Genomic DNA, 21482 nt, shown 5'->3' on the forward strand with positions numbered 1-21482 from the left:
GCCTAGCGCTAATTTTTCTTTCTATATTGAGAAAAAAGGCAAGAACTTACCCTATATCAACACTAACCTAGCGCTTACACCTTTAAAATAAAGGTGTGTATCAGGAGTTTTTATGTCACAATACAATCCCACAACAGCGGATTTTGAAGCCCTTCTAATGAAATCCTTTCAAACAAATGATCTTAATGAAGGATCCGTTGTTAAGGGTCATGTCATTGCAATTGAAAAAGACATGGCTATCATTGATGCTGGACTTAAAGTCGAAGGACGTATTCCACTCAAAGAATTTGGAGCTAAAGGAAAAGATGGCTCCTTGCAAGTTGGCGATGAAGTTGAAGTTTATGTTGAGCGCATTGAAAATGCGATGGGTGAAGCTGTTTTATCGCGTGAAAAAGCACGGCGCGAAGAAAGCTGGATTCGTTTGGAAGAAAAATTCAATGCTGGCGCACGCGTCGATGGAGTTATCTTTAGCCAAGTAAAAGGAGGTTTTACAGTTGATCTTGATGGTGCTGTTGCTTTCTTGCCTCGCAGCCAAGTTGATATTCGCCCCATTCGTGATGTCTCACCTTTAATGCACAATTCACAATCCTTTGAAATTTTAAAAATGGATCGTCGTCGTGGTAATATTGTTGTCTCACGTCGTACTATTTTAGAAGAAAGCCGTGCTGAGCAACGTTCAGAAATCGTACAAAACCTTGAAGAAAACCAAATTGTTGAGGGTGTTGTTAAAAATATCACGGATTATGGTGCCTTTGTTGACCTTGGTGGAATTGATGGCCTCTTACACGTCACAGATATGGCTTGGCGACGTGTTAACCATCCATCTGAAGTCCTTACAATTGGTCAAACTATTAAAGTCCAAATTATTCGCATCAATCAAGATACACACCGTATCTCTCTTGGCATGAAACAGTTGGAAAATGATCCTTGGGAAAGCATCAGTGTTAGGTATCCAATTGGTAAAAAAATTACTGGTGCTGTAACCAACATTACTGATTACGGTGGTTTCGTTGAAATAGAGCCAGGAATTGAAGGATTGATTCACGTTTCTGAAATGAGTTGGACAAAGAAGAATGTTCATCCAGGAAAACTTTTATCCACATCACAAGAAGTGGAGGTAGTTATTCTTGAAATTGATCCTTCTAAACGACGTATTTCTTTAGGCCTAAAGCAAACATTTGAAAATCCATGGGTCGCTTTTGCAAATAAATTTCCTGTAAATTCGCAAGTTGAAGGAGAGGTCAAAAACAAAACAGAATTTGGTCTTTTCATTGGCCTTGAAGGCGATGTTGACGGCATGGTTCATCTCTCTGATCTTGATTGGAATCGTCCTGGCGAACAAGTCATCGATACTTACAATAAAGGTGATATCGTTAAAGCTGTGGTTCTTGATGTTGATATTGAAAAAGAGCGTATTTCTCTTGGAATTAAACAACTTTCCAATGATAAAGTTGGAGAAGCTGCAGCCTCCGGTGAACTTCGAAAAGGTGCTGTCGTAACATGTGAAGTTACCGCAATTAATGACAATGATATTGATGTAAAATTGATTGACCATAATCTTGAAACGACCATTCGCCGTGCTGACTTAGCTCGTGATCGTGATGAACAGCGTCCTGAGCGCTTTGCAATTGGTCAGAGAGTAGATGTCCGCATTACTGCATTTGATAAAAAAACACGTAAACTCTCAGTATCTATAAAAGCTTTAGAAATTGCAGAGGAAAAAGAAGCCGTTGCACAGTATGGTTCTACAGATTCAGGTGCTTCTCTTGGCGATATTCTTGGTGCAGCTTTGAAAAAACAAGAAAAAGACTAGTATTCAAACTATTAAAAATTATTACAATTAAGGCCACTCCAAAAATGAGTGGTCTTTTTTATTGTTCAAAGAAATTATCTGATTGCTTCTTCAATTATCTCATAAAAAATTGCAAATACTTTTAAATAAAAACAAGAAGTTTAATTATTTTATGAATTACTCATTACTAATGATAAAGCTATTTACAACCTATTAAATATACAAAGCCACATAATTGAATAATAATAGAATCTTATAGACAATATCTTTCATGAAGTATTTTTTCTAAAAAAACAAAAATCTATTTATCCTAATAAAAGTCACTTACATTTAAGCAAAATCCAAACAAAAAATTAAAGGATATAGTATGACAAATATTCACATGATCCTGCAAGGAGAAGGCGGGGTAGGGAAATCTCTTGTAGTTAGTCTTGTGATGTAATATTTACTAGAAAATAAAGCAGACGTTAAAGCGATTGATACCGATCCAGTCAATCAAACTTTTGCCAACTATAAAAATTTTAATGTAAAGCATTTAGAACTTCTCCAGAAAAGTGCAATAATTCCTCGTAATTTTGATGCCCTCATGGAAGAATTGCTTAATTCTGATTGCCAATATGTTATTGATAACAGGGCAACAACATTTTTACCTTTAGCTTATTATCTACAAGAAAATGAAGCTTTTGATATACCAGCCGATGCTAAAAAGAATGTAATCATCCAGACAATTATCACTGGAGGTCAAGCATTGGATGATACACTTTCAGGATTATTTTCTCTTTGTACAAAAATTCCATCAACAGTAAATATTGTTATTTGAAAAAATGAATTTTTTGGATAATTATATTGACCAAAGCATTACAGAAAATGATATCAAATTAATTTCTAGTGATTTTGTTCGCTATCTTAGAGACCCTTTACCATCTGCAACAACCATACTTATCGTGAAAGCAAATGAAACAGACGATAAATTTACTTCTCTGTTAATCAATATTTTTCAGCAAAATGGCTATGAGGTTCTTTATATAGACACACCAGAAAAATCTCAAAATCCTAGCGTAAATTTGACCTATAAAGTTATGCTAATGGATCATGGCATCGTCTTAGTTGCTAAGTATGGTGTAACCGAAGTAACGCGTTATTATATCCGTTTAACAACAGGAAATTTCTTTAAATGTAATGACAATAAATCCCAATTTAGTGAAAATTCGCATGTGCCTGGAGAAAAAATTCCTCTACAGACACCCATCAACCAAAAACTCAATTATTATTCAAGATTCAGATTCTATCGTTTTAAAATCGCTCTTTTAAAATCCTTCTCCTGAGCGTGAATTGACAAGTTCTCCTGAGAAAAATAATTCGGTATCTGCTTGTAATAAATTTTTACAATTTTTAGTTGGCTTCACGGAAAAACAAAGTGAACATTTTGGTCTCCATTCTTTTCTCAATTTTTCATATTTCCCCTTCTTAAAAAACTCTAGCCCTTTGATGATAACCTAAGCCATTACATCACATTAATATTTTTCACAAAAATACAAAAACTTAATAATAAAAACTACCAATGATAATTAAAAAATTTTTTCATATTTTTAGAAACTAATTTTTTGCTTTTATTCTAACCAATTGTTCCCCCCATATTGTTAATTCGCTTTAATTTTCACTATAAAATTTATTTTGCAACTATACAAAAAAAATAACAACGAAAACAATTTTTCTCTTTCTTTAAAGAATAAAGCGCTGCTTCAAGTTAAGCCAGAGACATGGACTAAAGCCATGTCTGATTGTACCTATTAAAGGCAAAGATAAAAGTTGATTACAGTCCGCTTTGCGTCCTGATAGATAAATTTGGTTATGGAAAACTATTATTTTCGTTAATGCTTTAGCTTACCCGTATCAGTCGGTCACTACAGCGCTATATAGAAGCGCGTTCCCTCCCCTTTATGTTGCTTCGCATAGCAAATGTAAAAAGACGAGCACTTTTTATTATTACTTATTATAGCATCACCTTTTTCTCATAAGCATTCATAAGAATTTCCCAAAATTCACTATGACAATAACGACCTTTTTTAGCCATAGTACCAAAACGATAGATGGTAGCCGCGTTAGCTTTTATATTTATCTGTTCATCATCTGACTTTTCACAGCTTGGAAACTCTTTTGTTGTATCTATTTTTTTGCATTTTGTAGTGTATTTAATAGATACACTTTCTCGTGTTTAAAAATCTTCAAGATCAGAAAAATTCAATGGATTTCTTTCATTAGTGATTATTTAATTTCCTTTCTTTTGAGCTAATTTTAGTTTTGTGATAACTTCTGAAGCCAATGATTTAACATTACCAATCACAATTTCTAAGTTATTGGTTTCTTTTAAATTAAGGTTGCTATAAGAACTATCAGTTGCAAAAATTGCAGAAAACACATCACGTTCGTTTATTTTTGTTTTAAAAACATCGATTTTTGGATTGCTCTTGAATTGATATAATATAAAGCAGCAGTCGTAGATTTTGCGACGACCTCTGATTGAGTAAACAAAACAGCATAAGATATAGAACGCCTTACGACTTTCATATCTCTATGAATTTCTTTAATGATTTCAAGAGCCGCTATAGTATCTTGCCATAATTTTTGTAAAAAAATTTCTAAGAATTTTTAAAATCTTTTGAAAAAGACTTAATAAGAAACATAAATATCGATTTTTAAAAAATATTTTATAAGATTTTGAAAGTTCAATAAAAAGGAAAAACAATTGGGGGAATTTCGTGTAGTACTTTTAACAAATAAAGATATAACTCTAAATCTTATTGAAGAGGGATAATCTCTAAAAGAAATTTTAAGAAAAAATCCAACCTTAAATATACCGTATCAATCTTTGGCAGCATATGTTGGAAATACTTACAAAATAAAGCTGAGACTACGCCAGTACCTACATTAACAAAAACTCAAGTTAAAAATTTTACTCCTGTTGATCCCATTAAAACAAAACAAAGTTATATACTCTCTTTATTTAACCTATAAATCGAATATGAATTTTCTAAAAAACACTCACTGCTACAGCCAATAGATTTCAAAAAGTTTTTGCCTTAAAAATTTATGAATTATGAGCTCTACCTTCAATCATGCAGTTACTATTAAACGAAATATTCGGCGCCTTTCATTGCGTATTGAACAAGCACAACACCTGCATCATCATACCCCTAAAGCAGCTGATACTATTTATCTTGTAGAAAATAAAACAAAGTCGCATGCTCTTTTTGCTCTGTATGAAAAATTAATTGCTGACTCAAATTTTTCAGTGCATTTATTTTATCATCTGCACATTACATCCGTAGATTCAAGAACAGCATTAACCGAGCTTAAAAAGCAATTACTAAAAATAATAACCTGAAGATTGTAACAACCAATGAGAATGCTCATTAAGCAACAGATAGTGTAATCATAGGCAATATTATTCATGCTCTTAAAGTTATTAAGAATGTTAATTAGAGAGTACAGTTTGAAGTAATCAGTTTTTTTAGATTCTATTTTATGTGAAATAGTGAGTTTTTCAAAGTTGATTCGAACTCACACAATATCTACAGAAATGACACACTTCTCCTCTAAAGATTTTCCTCATCATAATTACTCTTCTGGATATTTCTCCAGAGGTAAGCATTGGACTTGTTTAGATCTTACCTTTGAGAACACGGAGAACATGAAATCGTACACAGTCTTAAAACTTAAAAATAGAAAAAATAAAAATCTTGTTTACTCTTTCTCAAAGCTATAGAGTTTTTATAACTTTTGCATTCTCTATATTAATCGCTTTAGTATATAGTAATTTTAGATTCCACAAGACTGAAAGAAAACGGGTTATGAATCACCCAGATATTGCTAGACGTGTTTACAACCATACTTGGAAACTGGATCCAATTATTCGCTCACTTCTTGATACAGATTTTTATAAACTTCTTATGGTACAGATGATTTGGGGGCTTTATCCAAATGTAAATGTTACTTTCTCCCTCATCAACCGCACCAAAACAATACGTCTTGCCGATGATATTGATGAGGACGAGCTACGTGCTCAACTTGATCACGCTCTTAGTTTACGTTTTACTAAAAAAGAAATGATATGGCTTGCTGGTAATACATTTTATGGACGGAAACAAATTTTTGAACCAGATTTTCTTCATTGGCTTGAGAATTTTCAACTCCCAGAATACGAACTAACCCACAAAGACGGCCAGTATATTCTTCATTTTCATGGTTCGTGGCCCTACACTTCCATGTGGGAAATTCCTGCTCTTGCTATCATCAGTGAATTACGTTCACGTGCCGCTATGAAAAAACTAGATCGCTTTACTCTTGATGTACTCTATGCACGCGCTAAAGCAAAAATGTGGAGTAAAGTTGAACGTCTTAAAAAATTACCCAATATTAAAATATCTGACTTTGGTACAAGACGCCGTCATTCTTTTTTATGGCAACGTTGGTGTATTGAAGCATTAAAAGAAGGTATTGGCGATTCTTTTACTGGAACTTCCAATGTCCTTCTTGCCATGGATACAGATTTAGAAGCCATTGGGACCAATGCACACGAATTGCCCATGGTTATTGCTGCTCTCACAAATAGTGATAATGAATTGCGTAACGCCCCTTACCAAGTCTTACAAGATTGGAATCGCTATTATGGTGGAAATCTTCTTATTGTTTTGCCTGATACTTTTGGTACAGAAGCATTTTTACGCAATGCGCCAGATTGGGTATCTGATTGGACAGGTTTCAGACCTGATAGCGCTCCTCCCATTGAAGGCGGTGAACGTATTATTAAATGGTGGAAAGAAAAAGGGAAAGATCCACGAGAAAAATTATTGATTTTTTCTGATGCTCTTGATGTCAATACAATTGAAAAAACCTATCACCATTTCCATGGTAGAGTACGCATGAGTTTTGGATGGGGAACAGATCTTACTAATGATTTTGCAGACTGTGCACCCCAAGAAATTGCAGCCTTTGATGCTCTCTCTCTGGTTTGTAAAGTCACTCACGCCAACGGTAGGCCAACCGTAAAACTATCGGATAATCCTAAAAAAACTATCGGTAACTTAAAAGAAGTACAACGTTATCTCAATTTTTTTGGTAACAAAGAACGTGTTGCTAGACCTATAAGGACTTAATTGTAAGCCCATTTGTACAAAACTTAAAGATAAACGATTACAAAATAAATCACTGCTGGATAATCTAGTAATCAGATGCAGATCCTCTCAGCAGCAATAAAAATAATACCTATCTATCATTTGACCTATCCATGTTAGTAAAAGTGACTTAACAAGTATTTTCTTAAGATATTCATACCCAATTCTTTCTGTTAATAAATTCTTGCACAACCATATCATTTCATCCAGAGAACAATTCTAAAAAACTGATTATCTAATATACACCTTTTGTATAGAGACATTATCCTTAAATTTTTAGAAAAAAACCTTTGTTAAGTAAGTCTAACAAACCAGCAAGGATAAAAAGAGTATTTAGTTAACCAAGTCTTTTATTGCTAACATTATGAAGATGGACGCGTCATAATGTAAATGGCAATCACCATCAAAACCGCCGCAACCAATAAGGCAAACCACAAAGCAGGATGCACCATAACCCAAAAGGATAAAAAACCAGCCCCCATACTTATCACCGCAAAAATTTTAATAAATGTGGAAATAGCCCTCTTCTCTTCCCATTGCTTAATAGCAGATCCAAAAACACGATGATTATGCAACCAACGGTGAAAACGTGATGATGAACGAGCAAAACACCATGATGCAATTAACAAAAAAGGTACAGTTGGCATAATAGGTAACACTATACCGATAACACTCAATACAATCATTGCCCAACCAAGTATAAAAGTGCAAATACGTAAAAGATGAGATGTCTTAAAATTTTTTTCCATCCTTGAGTGCTATTTTCCTTTACGAAAGACTATTATATATTTTCTTGCTTTTCGCATACTTTAGTACACAAATAGATCTCAACACTGCTTTATGCGTAAATATATTTCCTGTGACAACTTCTTCCACAGTATAAAACAGCCTATGCAATATAAAAATCACTTTAAAATTTTCAAGAAAGAAAAATAAAAAGGCTGCACAGCAAATCAACGCAGCCTCTCAATTACGAATGCAGTCTTTTTTTTTGGGGGGGGGAGGAGAATTATACTGCACCCAACGGCTAAGCACTAGGAGGAAACGGCCCAGCAAAATTATTGTAGTTAAAATAAACGTTAAAAACAATACATAAAAATGCATATCTGATATGCATCATTTTCATTACATTTATATCTCCTGAACCCTAACCTGACGAAAAAAAACTGATATGAAAATGACTATAAAAATCAGTGTCAAAATCAATACAATCGTAGAAGCAGAATCAGAACCAAGAAATAAGCTTAAATAAACACCCAAAAAACCAGACAAAGCTGCAACAAATATAGAGATTATCAGCATAAAAGAAAAGCGCTTCGTGACAATATAAGCAATTGCTCCCGGCGCTATTAATAAAGAAATAACGAGTACAATTCCAACAGCTTTCAAAGCAGCAACAATAGTGAGAGAAATCATCGTTAAAAGAGTATAATGGAGTGCTGATATAGGCAACCCCACTGCACGACCTTGAATTGAATCAAAAACATACAGCATAAAATCGCGCCACTTTACTCCCAGAACAAATGTAACAATCACAGAAATTATAGCAGTCTGTGTAATATCAAGCCAGTTAACGCCTAAGAGATTACCAAATAAAATATGATTTAAATCTAAACTACTATAAATAGCCGTTGCCAAAACAAGTCCCAAACCAAACATAGATGAAAAAACAACACCCATTACTGTATCTTGCTTGATACGACTATTGCTTCCTAAAAAACCTGTTGCAAGCACACAAACCATGCCCGCAATAAAAGCACCGCAAGTAATCAAAGCCATTGTAACATTAGCCGGACGCATACTCTGAAGCCAAGCAAATGGCACAAAAGTCAAAAACGTTATTACCGACGACGATGCCATATAACCAACAACGACACCAGGAAAAACTGCATGAGAAATGGCATCGCCTAAAAGCGCCCATCCTTTCAAAATAAGAAAACAAGAAAGCATTGCCATCGGAACAGAAAGAATCATGACAATAAGCATGCCCTTAAGCATAAAAGAAAACTGAAAAGGAAGTAGTAATTGATCAATCATTATAACATCACACCTTTTTTGCCGCTTTTATACGTAAGCGCGCAGCAATAAACCCGTATTTAGGAGCAAAAATAAAAGCTAAAATAAACAGAAATGCCTGAAAAAGAACAACAACACCACCTGTTTGCGCATTCAAAAAATAACTCACATAAACACCTAATACGCTTGTGAATGTTCCAAGCATAACAGCAATAACGACAACATTTATAAAACGATCACTTAAAAGGTAAGCTGTAGCTCCAGGCGTAACAACAAGACAAATGACCAAGAACGCTCCAACTGTTTGCATAGCGGCAACGGTACAAGCTGCAAGCAACGTAAAAAAGAGAATCTTTAAAAACTTTACATTTAATCCAATAGCACGCGCATGTGTTTCATCAAATAAAGAAACAAGAAGATCCTTCCATTTCAAAATTAATATAAGCAAAGAAAAAAAACCAATAAAAGCCAATTGTACAATATCTGATGAACTAACTGCTAAAATATTTCCCAAAACAATGGTATCAATATTAACAGCCATTGGTTTTAAGGATTTAAGAAACAAGCCAAAAGCAAAAAAGGAAGAAAAAATTAAACCAATAATTGTATCTTCTTTTAGTTTTGTCCGCTGATTAAAAAAGAACATTGCTGCTGCAGCAAGCCCACCAGAAAAAAACGCTCCAAGCGAAAAAGGTAATCCTAAAAGGTAAGCTCCCGCAACCCCAGGAACAATAGAGTGAGAAAGCGCATCACCAATCAGCGACCACCCTTTCAACATCAAAAAAGCAGAAAGAAAGGCACAAACACACCCAACTAACCCTGAAACCCACATCGCATTAACCATGTATTGGTAACTTAAGGGTTCAAGCAACCAAGTAATCATGCAACATGCTCCACTCTTTGGATATCTTCAGAAAATAGAGAGCGTTCTCCCTGTATGAAAACACTACTTTTTTTTGTATTTTGAAAATCAAAAATATGATGGTGCAAAGCGCCACCAAAAGTTTTCTCAAGATTTTTCTTCGTAAAGACAACTTCAGTTAAACCGGAAGCTAAAACTGTCCCCTTTATTAAGACTGTGTGATCACAAAACTCACGAATAGACCCTAAATTGTGAGTAGAAACCAATATTACAGCACCTTCTTTACGTAAATCTTGCAATAAGGCTATGATTTTATCTTCTGTGGTAACATCAACCCCTGTAAATGGTTCATCCAATAGAATAGCTTTTGCTTGCTGCGCAAGAGCACGCGCTAAAAAAACGCGTTTTTTCTGTCCACCAGAAAGTTCACCAATTTGACGTTTAGCAAACTCCAACATATCAACACGTTCCAACGCAACGCGAACAGCATCATAATCTTGTGCTCGTGCATAACGAAAGAAATTCATATGGCCATAGCGCCCCATCAAAACAACATCTTCAACAAGAACAGGAAAATTCCAATCCACATCCTCACTCTGAGGAACATAAGCAATAAGATTTTTTTTCAAAGCTTCTGCAACAGGTAGACCAAAAATGCGAATCTTTCCTCTTGATGGTCGTACAAATCCCATAATAGCTTTAAACAATGTTGACTTACCTGATCCATTAACGCCAATCAATGCTGTAATAGAGCCCTTTGGGCTTTCAAAATTCACTTCACGTAAAGCTGTGTGTCCATTACGATAAGTTACTGTTATTCCTTGGGAAAATATTCCAGATCCTGTCATTGACCTTTTACTCCATCCAATAAAGCATTGCTAATACGTGTGCTTGTAACACGTAGTAAATCAATATAGGTTGGCACCTCACCGTTTTTCTCACTCAAAGAATCGACATAAAGAATACCACCATATTTAGCCCCTGTTTCTCTCGCAACCTGTTTGGCAGGAGCAGGAGAAATCGTGCTTTCAGAAAAAACTGCTTGGATATTGTATTTACGAACCATATCAATGACATACTTAACCTGCTGCGGTGTCCCTTGCTGGTCAGCGTTAATTGGCCATAAGTAAAGCTCTTTTAGATCAAAATCGCGGGCTAGATAACTAAATGCACCTTCACTCGTCACAAGCCAACGCTTATCTTTGGGCAATGCTTCCAATTCAGTTCTGATTGGGTCAATCATTGCACTAATCCTCTGCTTATAAATTTCGGCATTTTCTTTATAAATATCAGCATTCTCAGGATCGTATTTCACAAAAGCATCGCGAATATTATCAACGTAAATAAGAGCAGAAACTGGTGACATCCAAGCATGAGGATTAGGCTTACCACTGAAGGGACCTTCACCAATTTTAATTGGTACAATACCTTTTGAAACAACAACACTTGGTACATCTTTAATATTTTGAAAAAACTTTTCAAACCAAAGCTCTAACTCCAATCCATTCCACAATATAAGATTAGCACCTTGCGCACGCATAAGATCACGAGGAGTAGGTTGATATTCATGAATTTCAGCACCTGGTCTCGTAATTGATTCAACATCAGCAGCGTCACCCGCTACATTTCGCGCCATATCAGCAATGATAGTAAATGTTGTAACAGCTTTAAATTTACCAGCAGATAAAGCAAAATTTGGTGTCAAAAAAATAATACTTCCCCAAACTATAGTAAAAAACGTTTTTATGTTCATCAGTCCTCTCTTTATTGCGAATGATTTGCATTACCATTTAGAAATACCAGTTATCTTTCACATTTGCAATGAAGGATTTTTACAAAAAATAAATTTTTCAAGCTGTTTTAAAAATATTCTTTTTCAGCCTGAAAACCCTATAATTTTAAAGAAAGCTCGCTTTGGTTATTTCAATAAACTCTATAAATCTCGAGTGTAAAAAAAAGGAGCACTCAAAGAAGCTCCTGTTTTATAAAATAATCCAATAAAAAAGAAATATACTCAATGACGCAAAGAAGCACCTGTCGTTTTGGTGACATTTTTTACCACTTTTAAAGCTATTTCTTCTAGGTCTTTATCTGTCAAAGTACGCTCAATTGGCTGAATAGAAACTTCAATTGCGATAGATTTTTTATCCTCACCAAGCATTTTATCTTCAAAAATATCAAAAACTTTTACTGAGTGAATGAGCTTTTTATCCGCTCCACTCGCAGCACGAACAATACGAGAGGAAGCAACCGTTTTGTCAACTACAAACGCAAAATCACGACGCACCATTTGAAAAGGTGATAACTTCAAAGGAGAACGGCGTTTCGTTGTATTTTTCTTTGACTCTGGAATCCGATCTAGAAAAATTTCAAAACCACACAAAGGACCACTAACATCTAACTTTTCTAATGTAGCAGGATGAAGAACACCAAAAAAACCAAGAACAATTTTTGATCCAAGCTTCATGACTCCTGAGCGACCAGGATGATACCAATCAGGTGCCCCCTCTTCAATCTGTACCTTATCGATATCCATATTACACGCTTCTAAAACAGCTAAAGCATCTGCTTTGGCATCAAAAACATCAACTTCTTTTGCGTTTCCATTCCAAAAGCGCCCTGCTCCTTTAAATTGCTCCACACCACGACGAATACCACTAACAACACGTTGTTGTTTATCAGGTATATCACCTTCATATATGCTGGAAACTTCAAATAATGCAAGATCTGGAAAACCACGATCAGCATTTCGCTGTGCAGCAACGAGCAAACCAGGTAAGAGGGAAGGACGCATTACTGACATATCAGCAGAAATAGGATTTACTAGTTTAAGTTGAGATTGACCACCTCCAAAAGCACGCGCCTGAGTTTCAGAAATAAAAGACCACGTCACTGCTTCTTTCATACCACGATGCGCTAAAATCAAACGTGCAACACGTGAACGAAACTGTAAATAGGTTAAAATTTGATCTTGTTTCTCTGAAAAATTTTCCAATGGGATAGGCTCAATTTCATCTAACCCATAAACCCTTATCACCTCTTCCACTAAATCAGCTTTTCCAGAAATATCAGGGCGCCATGTTGGTACTTTAACCGTAACTACATCTCCTTCCCCCTCAACATAAAATCCAAGCTTTGTTAAAATAGTAATGACCTGTTCCCGCTCTATTTCCAAATTCGTCAAACGTTTAATTTCAAAAAAGGGAAAAGCAATCTGTTTGACTTCTGGCTGCCGATAACCAACAATCTCTTTCTTGGATACATCACCACCACAAAGTCGTAAGACTAATTCTGTCGCAATATCAAGCCCCTTTTCCATAAAAGCTGGATCAACCCCACGCTCAAACCGATAACGCGCATCACTGACAAGTGCCAATGCACGCCCTGTTTGTGCAATGCTCCGCGCATCCCAAAGCGCAGATTCAATAATAACCCGGTGTGTCGTCTCATCACAGCTCGTTCTTTCGCCTCCTATGATACCAGCAATCGAAACAACCCCTTCTTCATCTGCAATAACACAATCTTGAATACCTAAATTATATACTTTTCCATTAAGTGCCTGCAGCTGTTCACCTTCACGACCACAGCGTATACTTAAATTTCCTTTAATCTTATCTGCATCAAAAACATGAAGTGGACGACCAAGATCAAAACTTATGTAATTGGTTATATCAACCAACGCATTAATCGGCTTCAAACCAATAGCATTCAAACGCTGTTGAATTAAGCGTGGTGATTCACCATTTTGAACATTACGTACTTCGCGCCAAGCAAAGCCTAAACATAACGATTGGTTCTGTGAAAAATCTAGCGAAACATGAAGAGGCGTCTCAAAGAAAGCCTCAAATTTTGGCAAAGACAATTCTCTCAATCGCCCGATTCCAGTCGCAGAAAGATCACGTGCAATACCACGAACACCTGTGCAATCAGAACGATTAGGTGTCAAACCAATATCAATAACAGGATCATCTAAACCAGCGTAAGCCGCAAACGAGCTTCCAATAAGTACATCTTCCGAGAGCTCAATAATCCCATCATGCTCGTCCAATAATCCAAGCTCCGCTTGTGAACACATCATTCCAAAACTTTCAACACCACGAATTTTACCGATAGTTAATGTTACATCAAGTCCAGGAATATAAGTGCCAGGCAATGCAAGAACACCAACAAGCCCCACACGTGCATTTGGTGCTCCGCAAACAACTTGCACCGGCGTACCAGATCCTATATCTACAGACAAAATTTGTAATTTATCTGCATTGGGATGTTTAATAGCTGTTAAAACTTTAGCAATTACAAAACCTTTTAAAGAAGAACGGTCATCAACATGATCAACCTCAAGACCAATAGCTGTTAGTTTACTACAAATTTCATCCAAAGATGCATCTGTCTCTAAGTGATCTTTTAACCAAGAGAATGTAAATTTCATTTTAAAACCTCACATGAACGCTACTAAAAGATCACACATTTCCTAAACTAGAAAAAAAAGTAGGCATATCAAAGCAGCGAAAACCATAATGGTCTAGCCAACGAATATCAGCATCAAAAAAAGCCCGTAGATCAGGCATTCCATACTTTAACATAGCAATACGATCAATGCCCATTCCCCATGCAAAACCCTGATACTCATCGGGATCTAAGCCAACATTTTTTAACACATGAGGATGCACCATGCCACATCCTAAGATTTCTAGCCAATCCTGTCCTTCTCCGAATTTGACCTCTGAACCAGAACGGTCACATTGAATATCCACCTCCATCGATGGTTCAGTAAAAGGAAAAAACGAAGGACGAAAACGCATTTTCACAGAAGAAACTTCAAAAAAAGCCTTACAAAAAGTCTCATGAAGCCACATCATATGCGCAATAGTCGATGTTTTATCAATAACAAGACCTTCCATCTGATGAAACATTGGTGAATGCGTCGCATCTGAATCCATCCGGTAAGTTTTTCCAGGAATAATAATACGTATAGGCGGTTGTTGTTTTTCCATTGTACGAATTTGTACAGGAGATGTGTGCGTGCGCAATAACTTCCGCTCTTGTGTTTTATCGGCATTAAAAAAGAAGGTATCATGCATTTCACGAGCTGGATGACCTTCAGGAAAATTCAATGCAGTAAAATTATAATAATCTGTTTCAATATCAGGTCCCTCTGCAAGTGAAAAACCCATATTCGTATAAATAGCTATAATTTCTTCAATCACTTGGGAAATAGGGTGAATACGTCCTCTCTCAATAGGAGAAGAACGAACAGGTAAAGTTACATCAACTGTTTCGCTAGCAAGCCGGGCATCCATTGATCGACGCTTAAGAAAATCACGCTTTTGCATCCATAATTCTAAAACGCGATTTTTAAATCCATTAAGAACTGGCCCAACTTTATGGCGTTCTTCAGCGTCCATCTTTCCTAACGCTTTTAACTTCTCAGAGATGCTACCTTTTTTCCCTAACGCTGCAATGCGCACCGTTTCAAGTTCCTGTTCATCATTAGCTAATTCTAAAGCTAAACAAATTTCTTGTTCCAGACGCTCAATATCGCTCATATTTTTTGCCTATTTTTTAAAATAAAAAACCCGTACTAGTAATATACCAGTACGGGATCCCGAATAAATGAATGCTTTAAGAGAACGCGACTGGTTTACTTGACAGCACCTTCAAAAGCATTAGGCGTTGTGTCTTTTAAATATTCCAAAGCCTTCTTTGCAGAAGCTACTAAAGAAGAAAATGTTTCTGCCTCGTGGATGGCTATATCCGAAAGGATCTTACGATCAACCTCAATACCGGCTTTAGATAAACCATCAATAAAACGTCCATAGGTTAAGCCTTCTGCACGAACAGCCGCATTGATTCTTTGAATCCACAAAGCACGGAAAGTACGTTTCCTATTTTTGCGATCACGATAAGCGTACTGCTTTGAACGATCAACCGCTGCCTTAGCCGCACGGATAGTATTTTTACGCCGACCGTAAAAACCTTCAGCCTGTTTAAGAACCTTTTTATGCTTAGCGTGCGCAGTTACACCTCTTTTTACACGTGCCATGAATTATCTCCTAAAAATCAAAAGCGTAAGGTTTAAACACCATTTGGCAAATAGTATTGAACAACTTTTTTAGCATCTTGCTCAGCTAAAACCATCGTTCCACGCGCCTCGCGAATAAACTTATTTGAACGTTTAATCATACCGTGACGTTTACCTGCAGCTGCTACTTTAACTTTGCCTGACGCAGTGATTTTAAACCGCTTCTTAGCGGATGACTTGGTCTTCATTTTGGGCATTTTGCTACTCCATACATTTTTTATTCAGTCAAGTGGACCAATTCATTCAAGCGGACCAACGCTCGAATAAGCATTTTAAAGCCTAGGCATGCCCTGCCGAACGACTCCAACAGCGTTCTCATAAGCCAGTATATACAAAATAGCAAGACCGTATTAAAAAAAAATCGGAGATCCATTGCCTTGAACTTCAATCAAAGGTGCTGGAATTGCATTTGTTTTTATTGCGGCTTTACATAAATCTGCAATAATGCACTGCGTACATTGCACTTTACGTGCTTGGCAAATATAACGCCCATGTAAAATAAGCCAATGATGCGCATGATAAAGATAATGAATCGGTATAATCTTTAGTAACTTTTCTTCAACAATTTCTGGTGTTTCACCAGGTGCTAAACCAAGGCGGTTCCCAAGGCGTAAAATATGCGTATCTACTGCTATAGTAGGCTTACCAAAAGCAACATTCAAAACAACATTTGCAGTTTTACGTCCCACACCAGGAAGTGCCATAAGTGCTTCACGCGTATTAGGAACTTGACCGCCATACTGGTCAATTAAACAATTACAAAGTGCGTAAATATTGCGCGCTTTCACCCGCCAAAGACCAATTGTACGAATATGACGTGCAATCTCTTCTTCTCCTAATGCAACCATTTTTTCTGGTCGATCAGCTACGCTAAATAATTTTTTTGTCGCTTTATTAACACTTGCATCTGTCGCTTGAGCTGAAAGAACAACAGCAACTAAAAGAGTAAAAACATTGGTATAAATAAGGTCACTCTTAGGAGTAGGACGTTGAACCGAAAAACGCCGAAATATTTCTTCAATTTCGTTTTTGCTATACAATATTCCAGAAGATTTTCGCGTCCTTGATAATTTTATTGTTCTTTGAGTCATTAAACTCTCTCATCTTCTCTCTTGAAGTTATTACCCACGCTCGCCATATTGAGGGAAATGCAGCAAACACTTTTTATAGAGCTTGGTCAAGTAGAGCCGCTTTGAAGAGGACACTCACAATGACACACGTGACACCTTTCTCTAATCCTTTTCTTTTAGGATTTGAAACGGTAGAAGAAACGTTGCGACGTATTGGTAAAGCCGATGAAACTTATCCGGCATATAATATTGAACGTTTACACAAAAACAACGATGCAAGCTATATACGCATAACTTTGGCTGTTGCTGGATTTACAGTAAATAATCTCAATATTTTGCTAGATGACAATCAGCTGATCATTCATGGTAAGCAAATAGACAACCAAAATCATCAATATTTACATCGCGGCATAGCTGCGCGTCAATTTCAACGCACCTTTGTTCTCGCAGAAGGAATGCACGTAACAAATGCTGAGTTGAAAAATGGTCTCTTATCAATTAACTTACATCAACCTAAATTAAAAAAACAAGTAAAGCAGATTCCAATAAAAGTCAGCAGCAGTGAGTAATATGCAGTCAAAGGTGTAAAGGAACAGTGAAATGGGAGAAAATAAACAAAACTTGTCGTTACAGAAAATTCCTGCCTCTGACGCGAAGCAAGTTGCTTATTTAAAAAAAGTTTGTACAGATGACCTTGCTAAAAATTTTCCGGATCTTCCACCAATGACTCCGGGTATTACAATATGGGCTCTTTTTGGTGAAACAGGCTATCCGATAATTTTATCTGATGAGCGATCTATCGCTCTTGCAGGAGCTAATGAGCATGAACTACAACTTGTAACCCTACACTAAATTGCTTCACAAAAATAATTGAAGTATCTTTATAGACTCTATAAGTCTTGCCTTAAAAAATGTAGCAATGGGCCTTTTCATGGATAAATTGAAAGCAAATATGCTTAACTTCGTGTTATCTTTTTACAGACTATAAATCCTTTTGAGCGACGATACCTGTTCTTTTTAAACGCTGCCATCTAATTTTTATATCAAACTTTATTTGCATTTTTTAAAGTCGCCCACATGCTTTTAATTGCTGTTCATATTGTATCGACATTCTTGCCATACGCCATGCTGCTTGTGTAAGCACAGCAGGTACATGCCCCTTACTGCGCGCATAAGCACCATGACCCATATGATAATTTAAATAAAGGGCGTATGCATCGTTAGGCCTCACACCATTGCGTTGAACACTTTGGCGATGATACCAAGCAACGAAATCAGCGGCATCTGCAAAATTAGTCCGCCATGCGAAAGACTTTCCTGTAGAGCGGAGATACATTGCCCATGTACCATCAAGCGCTTGAGCATAACCATACGCTGTCGACCGACGCTTCCATGGAATAAAGCCAAGAAGTTTTGTGCGTGGAGGACGTGCATTATGACGAAAGCTTGATTCCATATTAATGGTTGCAAGAATAATAGGGACCGGAATCTTGTAGCGCATTTCTGCTCTTTTTGAAGCTTTTTCCCAATTATTAAAAAAACCATTTTTTTGAGCTAAAATGGCGCAGGCATTACCTGTATAGGTCGGTGAAGTTGTTGCGCACCCTCCTAGCAGCAACACCAATGCCCCTAAAAAAAAGTGCTGCATATTCTTTCTTCCTCTTATTAGGAAACAATAGGATATGAGTACTAAAAAATTATTACCAATCCATAAATAATATTAACATATTTATAATTACTGAAAGCTTTTTTACTTCTCATCAAGAAAATGGAATTTTTGCGATTGAACAGATGTTTTTATTTCGGTTAGTTCAGGATTATGCTCTTTTAATTCAAAAGTTTCAATGTGGTTAGCTCGTTTCATAATTTTGGAAGATGAAATTAAAATCCCCTCTATATCTTCACCCGCTTTGTAGAAATGTTTCTGCAAAGCACGGACACGCGTATCCATTCGTCCCAAATCTTGCATCAATTTTGCCACTTCTGACTGAATCAAATGCGCTTGTTCACGCATCCGTGCATCTTTCATAATGGTTTGTACAACCTGAACAGATAACATCAATAAAGACGGAGATACAATAATCACATGTGCTCGATTAGCTTTTTGTACCAATGACTCAAAATTCTCATAGATCGTTGCGAAAATTGATTCCGATGGCACAAATAGAAAAGCAGTGTCATGTGTTTCCCCAGGAATCATATATTTTTGTGCAATATCACGAATATGCACTTCCATATCGGTACGAAATTGGCGTTCTGCCCCTTGACGTTCTTGATCTGATGTTGCTTTACGCATAGCATTCCAAGCTTCCAGAGGAAATTTAGCATCAACAACAAGAGAGGGTGCCTTATTCGGCATGTGAATGAGACAATCTGGTCGCTTTCCGTTTGAGAGAACGGCCTGAAAAACATAAGCATTAGCTGGTAAAGCATCAGCAATAATTGCCTCCATACGCCCTTGACCAAAAGTGCCACGCGTCTGCTTATTGCTTAAAATCGCCTGCAATTGAACAACCTGTCCTGTGAGCGATTGAATATTATTTTGCGCTGCATCAATCACTGCTAAACGTTCCTGCAAACGAGTTAAATTTTCATAAGTGGATTTTGTCTGCATTTGAAGAGTTTGCCCCAAATTAGCTGTCATTCCATTGAGTTGCTCACTGAGTGACTTGTTCAATTCAGCTTGTCTTTGACCAAAAATCTCTGCTATAGTCTGCATCCGCCCCTGCATTTCAGCTTGAGTTTTCAACAATGTAGCCATTTGCATTTGTGCTTCACGAGCACGTTCAGCAGTTTCACTTTCCCAAAGTGCTTTTTTTCGATAAGAACATATCAGCATAAAAAATATTAAACAAACAAGCACAAATAAAAGAAAAGCCATAAATTCACTAAAATATTCACCAAAAAATATATAAGAAAAAAACGAATCAAACATGAAGATGTAATATAATGCTCTTGCAATAAAAAAGTGCAAGAATCCATTATTCAATATTGACCCACAGCAAACCTTTGATTAATCTATACCGATGCCAATGAAGTCTTTAGTTACTTTACCTGATCCAATTCTACGAGAAGTTTCCAAGCCTGTCGAATGTATTGATTCCACTATCCAAAAACTCGCTGACGATATGCTGGAAACGATGTATAATGCTCAAGGCGTTGGGCTTGCCGCTATTCAAATTGGCATACCACTACGCATGTTGGTTGTAGATGTCTCTGGAAATGATGCTCCCAAAAATCCGCTTGTTATTATCAATCCGGAAATTTTATGGCTTTCAGATGAACGAAATATTTACAAAGAAGGTTGCCTTTCCATTCCTGAGTATTATGCAGAAGTTGAACGTCCTAAGGGCCTTTGTGTTCGCTATCAAGATCGTGAAGGAAAACCAACAGAAATTGAGGCAGATCAACTCCTAGCCACTTGTTTACAGCATGAAATTGATCATTTAAACGGCCATCTTTTTATTGATCACATTTCAAAAATGAAACGTGATATGGTGATACGTAAATTTAAAAAACGGGCAAAAGAAAAAAGTGAACAGGAAGTAATATTGTAATGGCATTGCGATTAAGTTTTATGGGAACGCCTGATTTTTCTGTTCCTGTTTTATATGCTTTGTTGGATGCTGGTCACGATATTGTAGCAGTTTACAGCCAACCTCCTCGACCAGCGGGACGTCGTGGACTTAAACCGGTCCCATCGCCTGTTCAAAATGCAGCACAAGCAAAATTTATCCCTGTGTTCACACCTCATACACTCAAAACAAGTGAACAACAAGCTCAATTTGCAGCGCTTTCTATTGATGTTGCTATAGTAGTCGCTTATGGGCTCCTCTTGCCAAAACCTATTCTTGAAACACCGCGTTTTGGCTGTTTTAATGCTCACGCTTCACTCTTACCACGTTGGCGTGGTGCTGCGCCTATTCAGCGTGCAATTATGGCTGGTGATAAAGAAACAGGCATGATGATTATGAAAATGAATGAAGGGCTTGATACAGGGCCTATCGTTCTCTCTCATTCCATCCCTATCACCGAAAACATGACTGCATCTGAACTTTCAGATAAACTTTCACATATAGCAGCAAAACTTATGGTAGAATCTCTATCAGATCTTGAAAAAGGAAAGCTTAAACTTACCCCACAATCAGAAAAAGGTATGACTTACGCTTCCAAGATAAACAAAGAAGAAACTCGCATTGACTGGACAAAGCCTGCAGAAGTTATTCATAGGCACATCCGTGCGCTTTTTCCTTCTCCTGGTTGCTGGTGCACCATGAATATTGGTGATAAATCAGAACGCGTAAAAATTCTTGGAAGTCGCTTAGCAATAGGCCCTTCTCTTGAAATTGGTCGTATAGAACCAGATTCTTTGATTGTCCATTGCGGACAAGGACGTCTTGAGATAACCCATCTCCAAAGATCTGGTGGTAAAATTCTTGATAGCGCAACATTTTTACGAGGCGCTCATATTTCTACTGTTTTTTAA

21 protein-coding genes are annotated in these 21482 nt (G+C 36.7%); 9 read left to right on the top strand and 12 right to left on the bottom strand.

The window, feature by feature from the left end; translation table 11 throughout:
- Positions 1–112: 112 nt before the first annotated feature.
- From rpsA to pncB, 5 genes are all read left to right on the top strand, one after another.
- Positions 113–1813 carry a 30S ribosomal protein S1 gene (rpsA, locus tag WCP76_RS00270; RefSeq protein ID WP_336293688.1) on the top strand — a complete coding sequence of 567 codons (1701 nt, stop codon included), beginning with the start codon at positions 113–115 and terminating at the stop codon, positions 1811–1813.
- Between the two features lie 565 nt (positions 1814–2378).
- Entirely contained in the window at positions 2379–2612 is a 234-nt protein-coding gene (locus tag WCP76_RS00275) for a P-loop NTPase family protein (RefSeq protein WP_336293689.1), read from the top strand.
- 13 nt (positions 2613–2625) lie between these two features.
- Complete coding sequence (locus tag WCP76_RS00280) at positions 2626–3117, top strand: conjugal transfer lipoprotein TrbH (RefSeq protein ID WP_336293690.1); 492 nt, start codon at positions 2626–2628, stop codon at positions 3115–3117.
- 1772 nt (positions 3118–4889) lie between these two features.
- Positions 4890–5177, top strand: coding sequence for a hypothetical protein (locus tag WCP76_RS00285; protein WP_336293691.1), 288 nt, complete (start codon positions 4890–4892; stop codon positions 5175–5177).
- A 466-nt stretch (positions 5178–5643) separates the two neighbouring features.
- Positions 5644–6948 (top strand): nicotinate phosphoribosyltransferase, encoded by a 1305-nt coding sequence (pncB, locus tag WCP76_RS00290; RefSeq protein WP_336293692.1) that lies wholly within the window; start codon positions 5644–5646, stop codon positions 6946–6948.
- A 380-nt stretch (positions 6949–7328) separates the two neighbouring features.
- On the opposite strand, the gene WCP76_RS00295 is transcribed toward pncB, so the two are convergent.
- From WCP76_RS00295 to nth, 10 genes are all read right to left on the bottom strand, one after another.
- The gene (locus WCP76_RS00295; protein WP_336293693.1) at positions 7329–7715 is read right to left on the bottom strand and encodes a YbaN family protein; all 387 of its coding nucleotides are present in this window, start codon (positions 7713–7715) and stop codon (positions 7329–7331) included.
- 382 nt (positions 7716–8097) lie between these two features.
- Positions 8098–9003 carry a metal ABC transporter permease gene (locus tag WCP76_RS00300; protein ID WP_336293694.1) on the bottom strand — a complete coding sequence of 302 codons (906 nt, stop codon included), beginning with the start codon at positions 9001–9003 and terminating at the stop codon, positions 8098–8100.
- Between the two features lie 7 nt (positions 9004–9010).
- On the bottom strand, positions 9011–9865 hold the full coding sequence (locus tag WCP76_RS00305; protein WP_336293695.1) for a metal ABC transporter permease: 855 nt from the start codon (positions 9863–9865) through the stop codon (positions 9011–9013).
- Entirely contained in the window at positions 9862–10692 is an 831-nt protein-coding gene (locus WCP76_RS00310; protein WP_336293696.1) for a manganese/iron ABC transporter ATP-binding protein, read from the bottom strand. The genes WCP76_RS00305 and WCP76_RS00310 overlap by 4 nt, the downstream gene beginning before the upstream one ends.
- Positions 10689–11597 carry a metal ABC transporter substrate-binding protein gene (locus WCP76_RS00315; RefSeq protein WP_336293697.1) on the bottom strand — a complete coding sequence of 303 codons (909 nt, stop codon included), beginning with the start codon at positions 11595–11597 and terminating at the stop codon, positions 10689–10691. Before WCP76_RS00315 ends, WCP76_RS00310 begins: the two co-directional genes overlap by 4 nt.
- Positions 11598–11858: 261 nt before the next feature.
- Entirely contained in the window at positions 11859–14273 is a 2415-nt protein-coding gene (gene pheT / locus WCP76_RS00320) for a phenylalanine--tRNA ligase subunit beta (protein WP_336293698.1), read from the bottom strand.
- A gap of 31 nt (positions 14274–14304) precedes the next feature.
- Positions 14305–15390: a phenylalanine--tRNA ligase subunit alpha gene (gene pheS, locus WCP76_RS00325; RefSeq protein WP_336293699.1), complete on the bottom strand. Its 1086-nt coding sequence runs from the start codon at positions 15388–15390 to the stop codon at positions 14305–14307.
- A gap of 95 nt (positions 15391–15485) precedes the next feature.
- A complete protein-coding gene (gene rplT, locus WCP76_RS00330; protein ID WP_336293700.1) occupies positions 15486–15887 on the bottom strand; it encodes a 50S ribosomal protein L20 in 402 nt (133 codons plus the stop codon).
- A 32-nt stretch (positions 15888–15919) separates the two neighbouring features.
- Positions 15920–16123 (bottom strand): 50S ribosomal protein L35, encoded by a 204-nt coding sequence (rpmI, locus tag WCP76_RS00335; RefSeq protein WP_336293701.1) that lies wholly within the window; start codon positions 16121–16123, stop codon positions 15920–15922.
- A 153-nt stretch (positions 16124–16276) separates the two neighbouring features.
- On the bottom strand, positions 16277–17017 hold the full coding sequence (gene nth / locus WCP76_RS00340; protein ID WP_336293702.1) for an endonuclease III: 741 nt from the start codon (positions 17015–17017) through the stop codon (positions 16277–16279).
- A 119-nt stretch (positions 17018–17136) separates the two neighbouring features.
- Here nth and WCP76_RS00345 point away from each other — a divergent pair, with 119 nt between their 5' ends.
- Together WCP76_RS00345 and WCP76_RS00350 are read left to right on the top strand one after the other, a co-directional pair.
- Positions 17137–17565, top strand: a complete 429-nt coding sequence (locus WCP76_RS00345) for an Hsp20 family protein (protein ID WP_336293703.1) — start codon at positions 17137–17139, stop codon at positions 17563–17565.
- 31 nt (positions 17566–17596) lie between these two features.
- A complete protein-coding gene (locus tag WCP76_RS00350) occupies positions 17597–17848 on the top strand; it encodes a BQ00720 family protein (RefSeq protein WP_336293704.1) in 252 nt (83 codons plus the stop codon).
- Positions 17849–18059: 211 nt separating this feature from the next.
- Here the strand turns inward: WCP76_RS00350 and WCP76_RS00355 are convergent, their stop codons facing one another.
- Positions 18060–18644: a transglycosylase SLT domain-containing protein gene (locus tag WCP76_RS00355; protein ID WP_336293705.1), complete on the bottom strand. Its 585-nt coding sequence runs from the start codon at positions 18642–18644 to the stop codon at positions 18060–18062.
- Positions 18645–18746: 102 nt separating this feature from the next.
- Positions 18747–19931: a DNA recombination protein RmuC gene (locus WCP76_RS00360; protein WP_336293706.1), complete on the bottom strand. Its 1185-nt coding sequence runs from the start codon at positions 19929–19931 to the stop codon at positions 18747–18749.
- Between the two features lie 91 nt (positions 19932–20022).
- On the opposite strand from WCP76_RS00360, the gene def reads away from it, so the two are divergent.
- Positions 20023–20553 carry a peptide deformylase gene (def, locus tag WCP76_RS00365; RefSeq protein WP_336293707.1) on the top strand — a complete coding sequence of 177 codons (531 nt, stop codon included), beginning with the start codon at positions 20023–20025 and terminating at the stop codon, positions 20551–20553.
- Positions 20553–21482, top strand: coding sequence for a methionyl-tRNA formyltransferase (gene fmt / locus WCP76_RS00370; protein WP_336293708.1), 930 nt, complete (start codon positions 20553–20555; stop codon positions 21480–21482). The genes def and fmt overlap by 1 nt, the downstream gene beginning before the upstream one ends.

Origin of the sequence: Bartonella vaga, assembly GCF_037070895.1 — a bacterium.
Lineage (GTDB): Bacteria > Pseudomonadota > Alphaproteobacteria > Rhizobiales > Rhizobiaceae > Bartonella.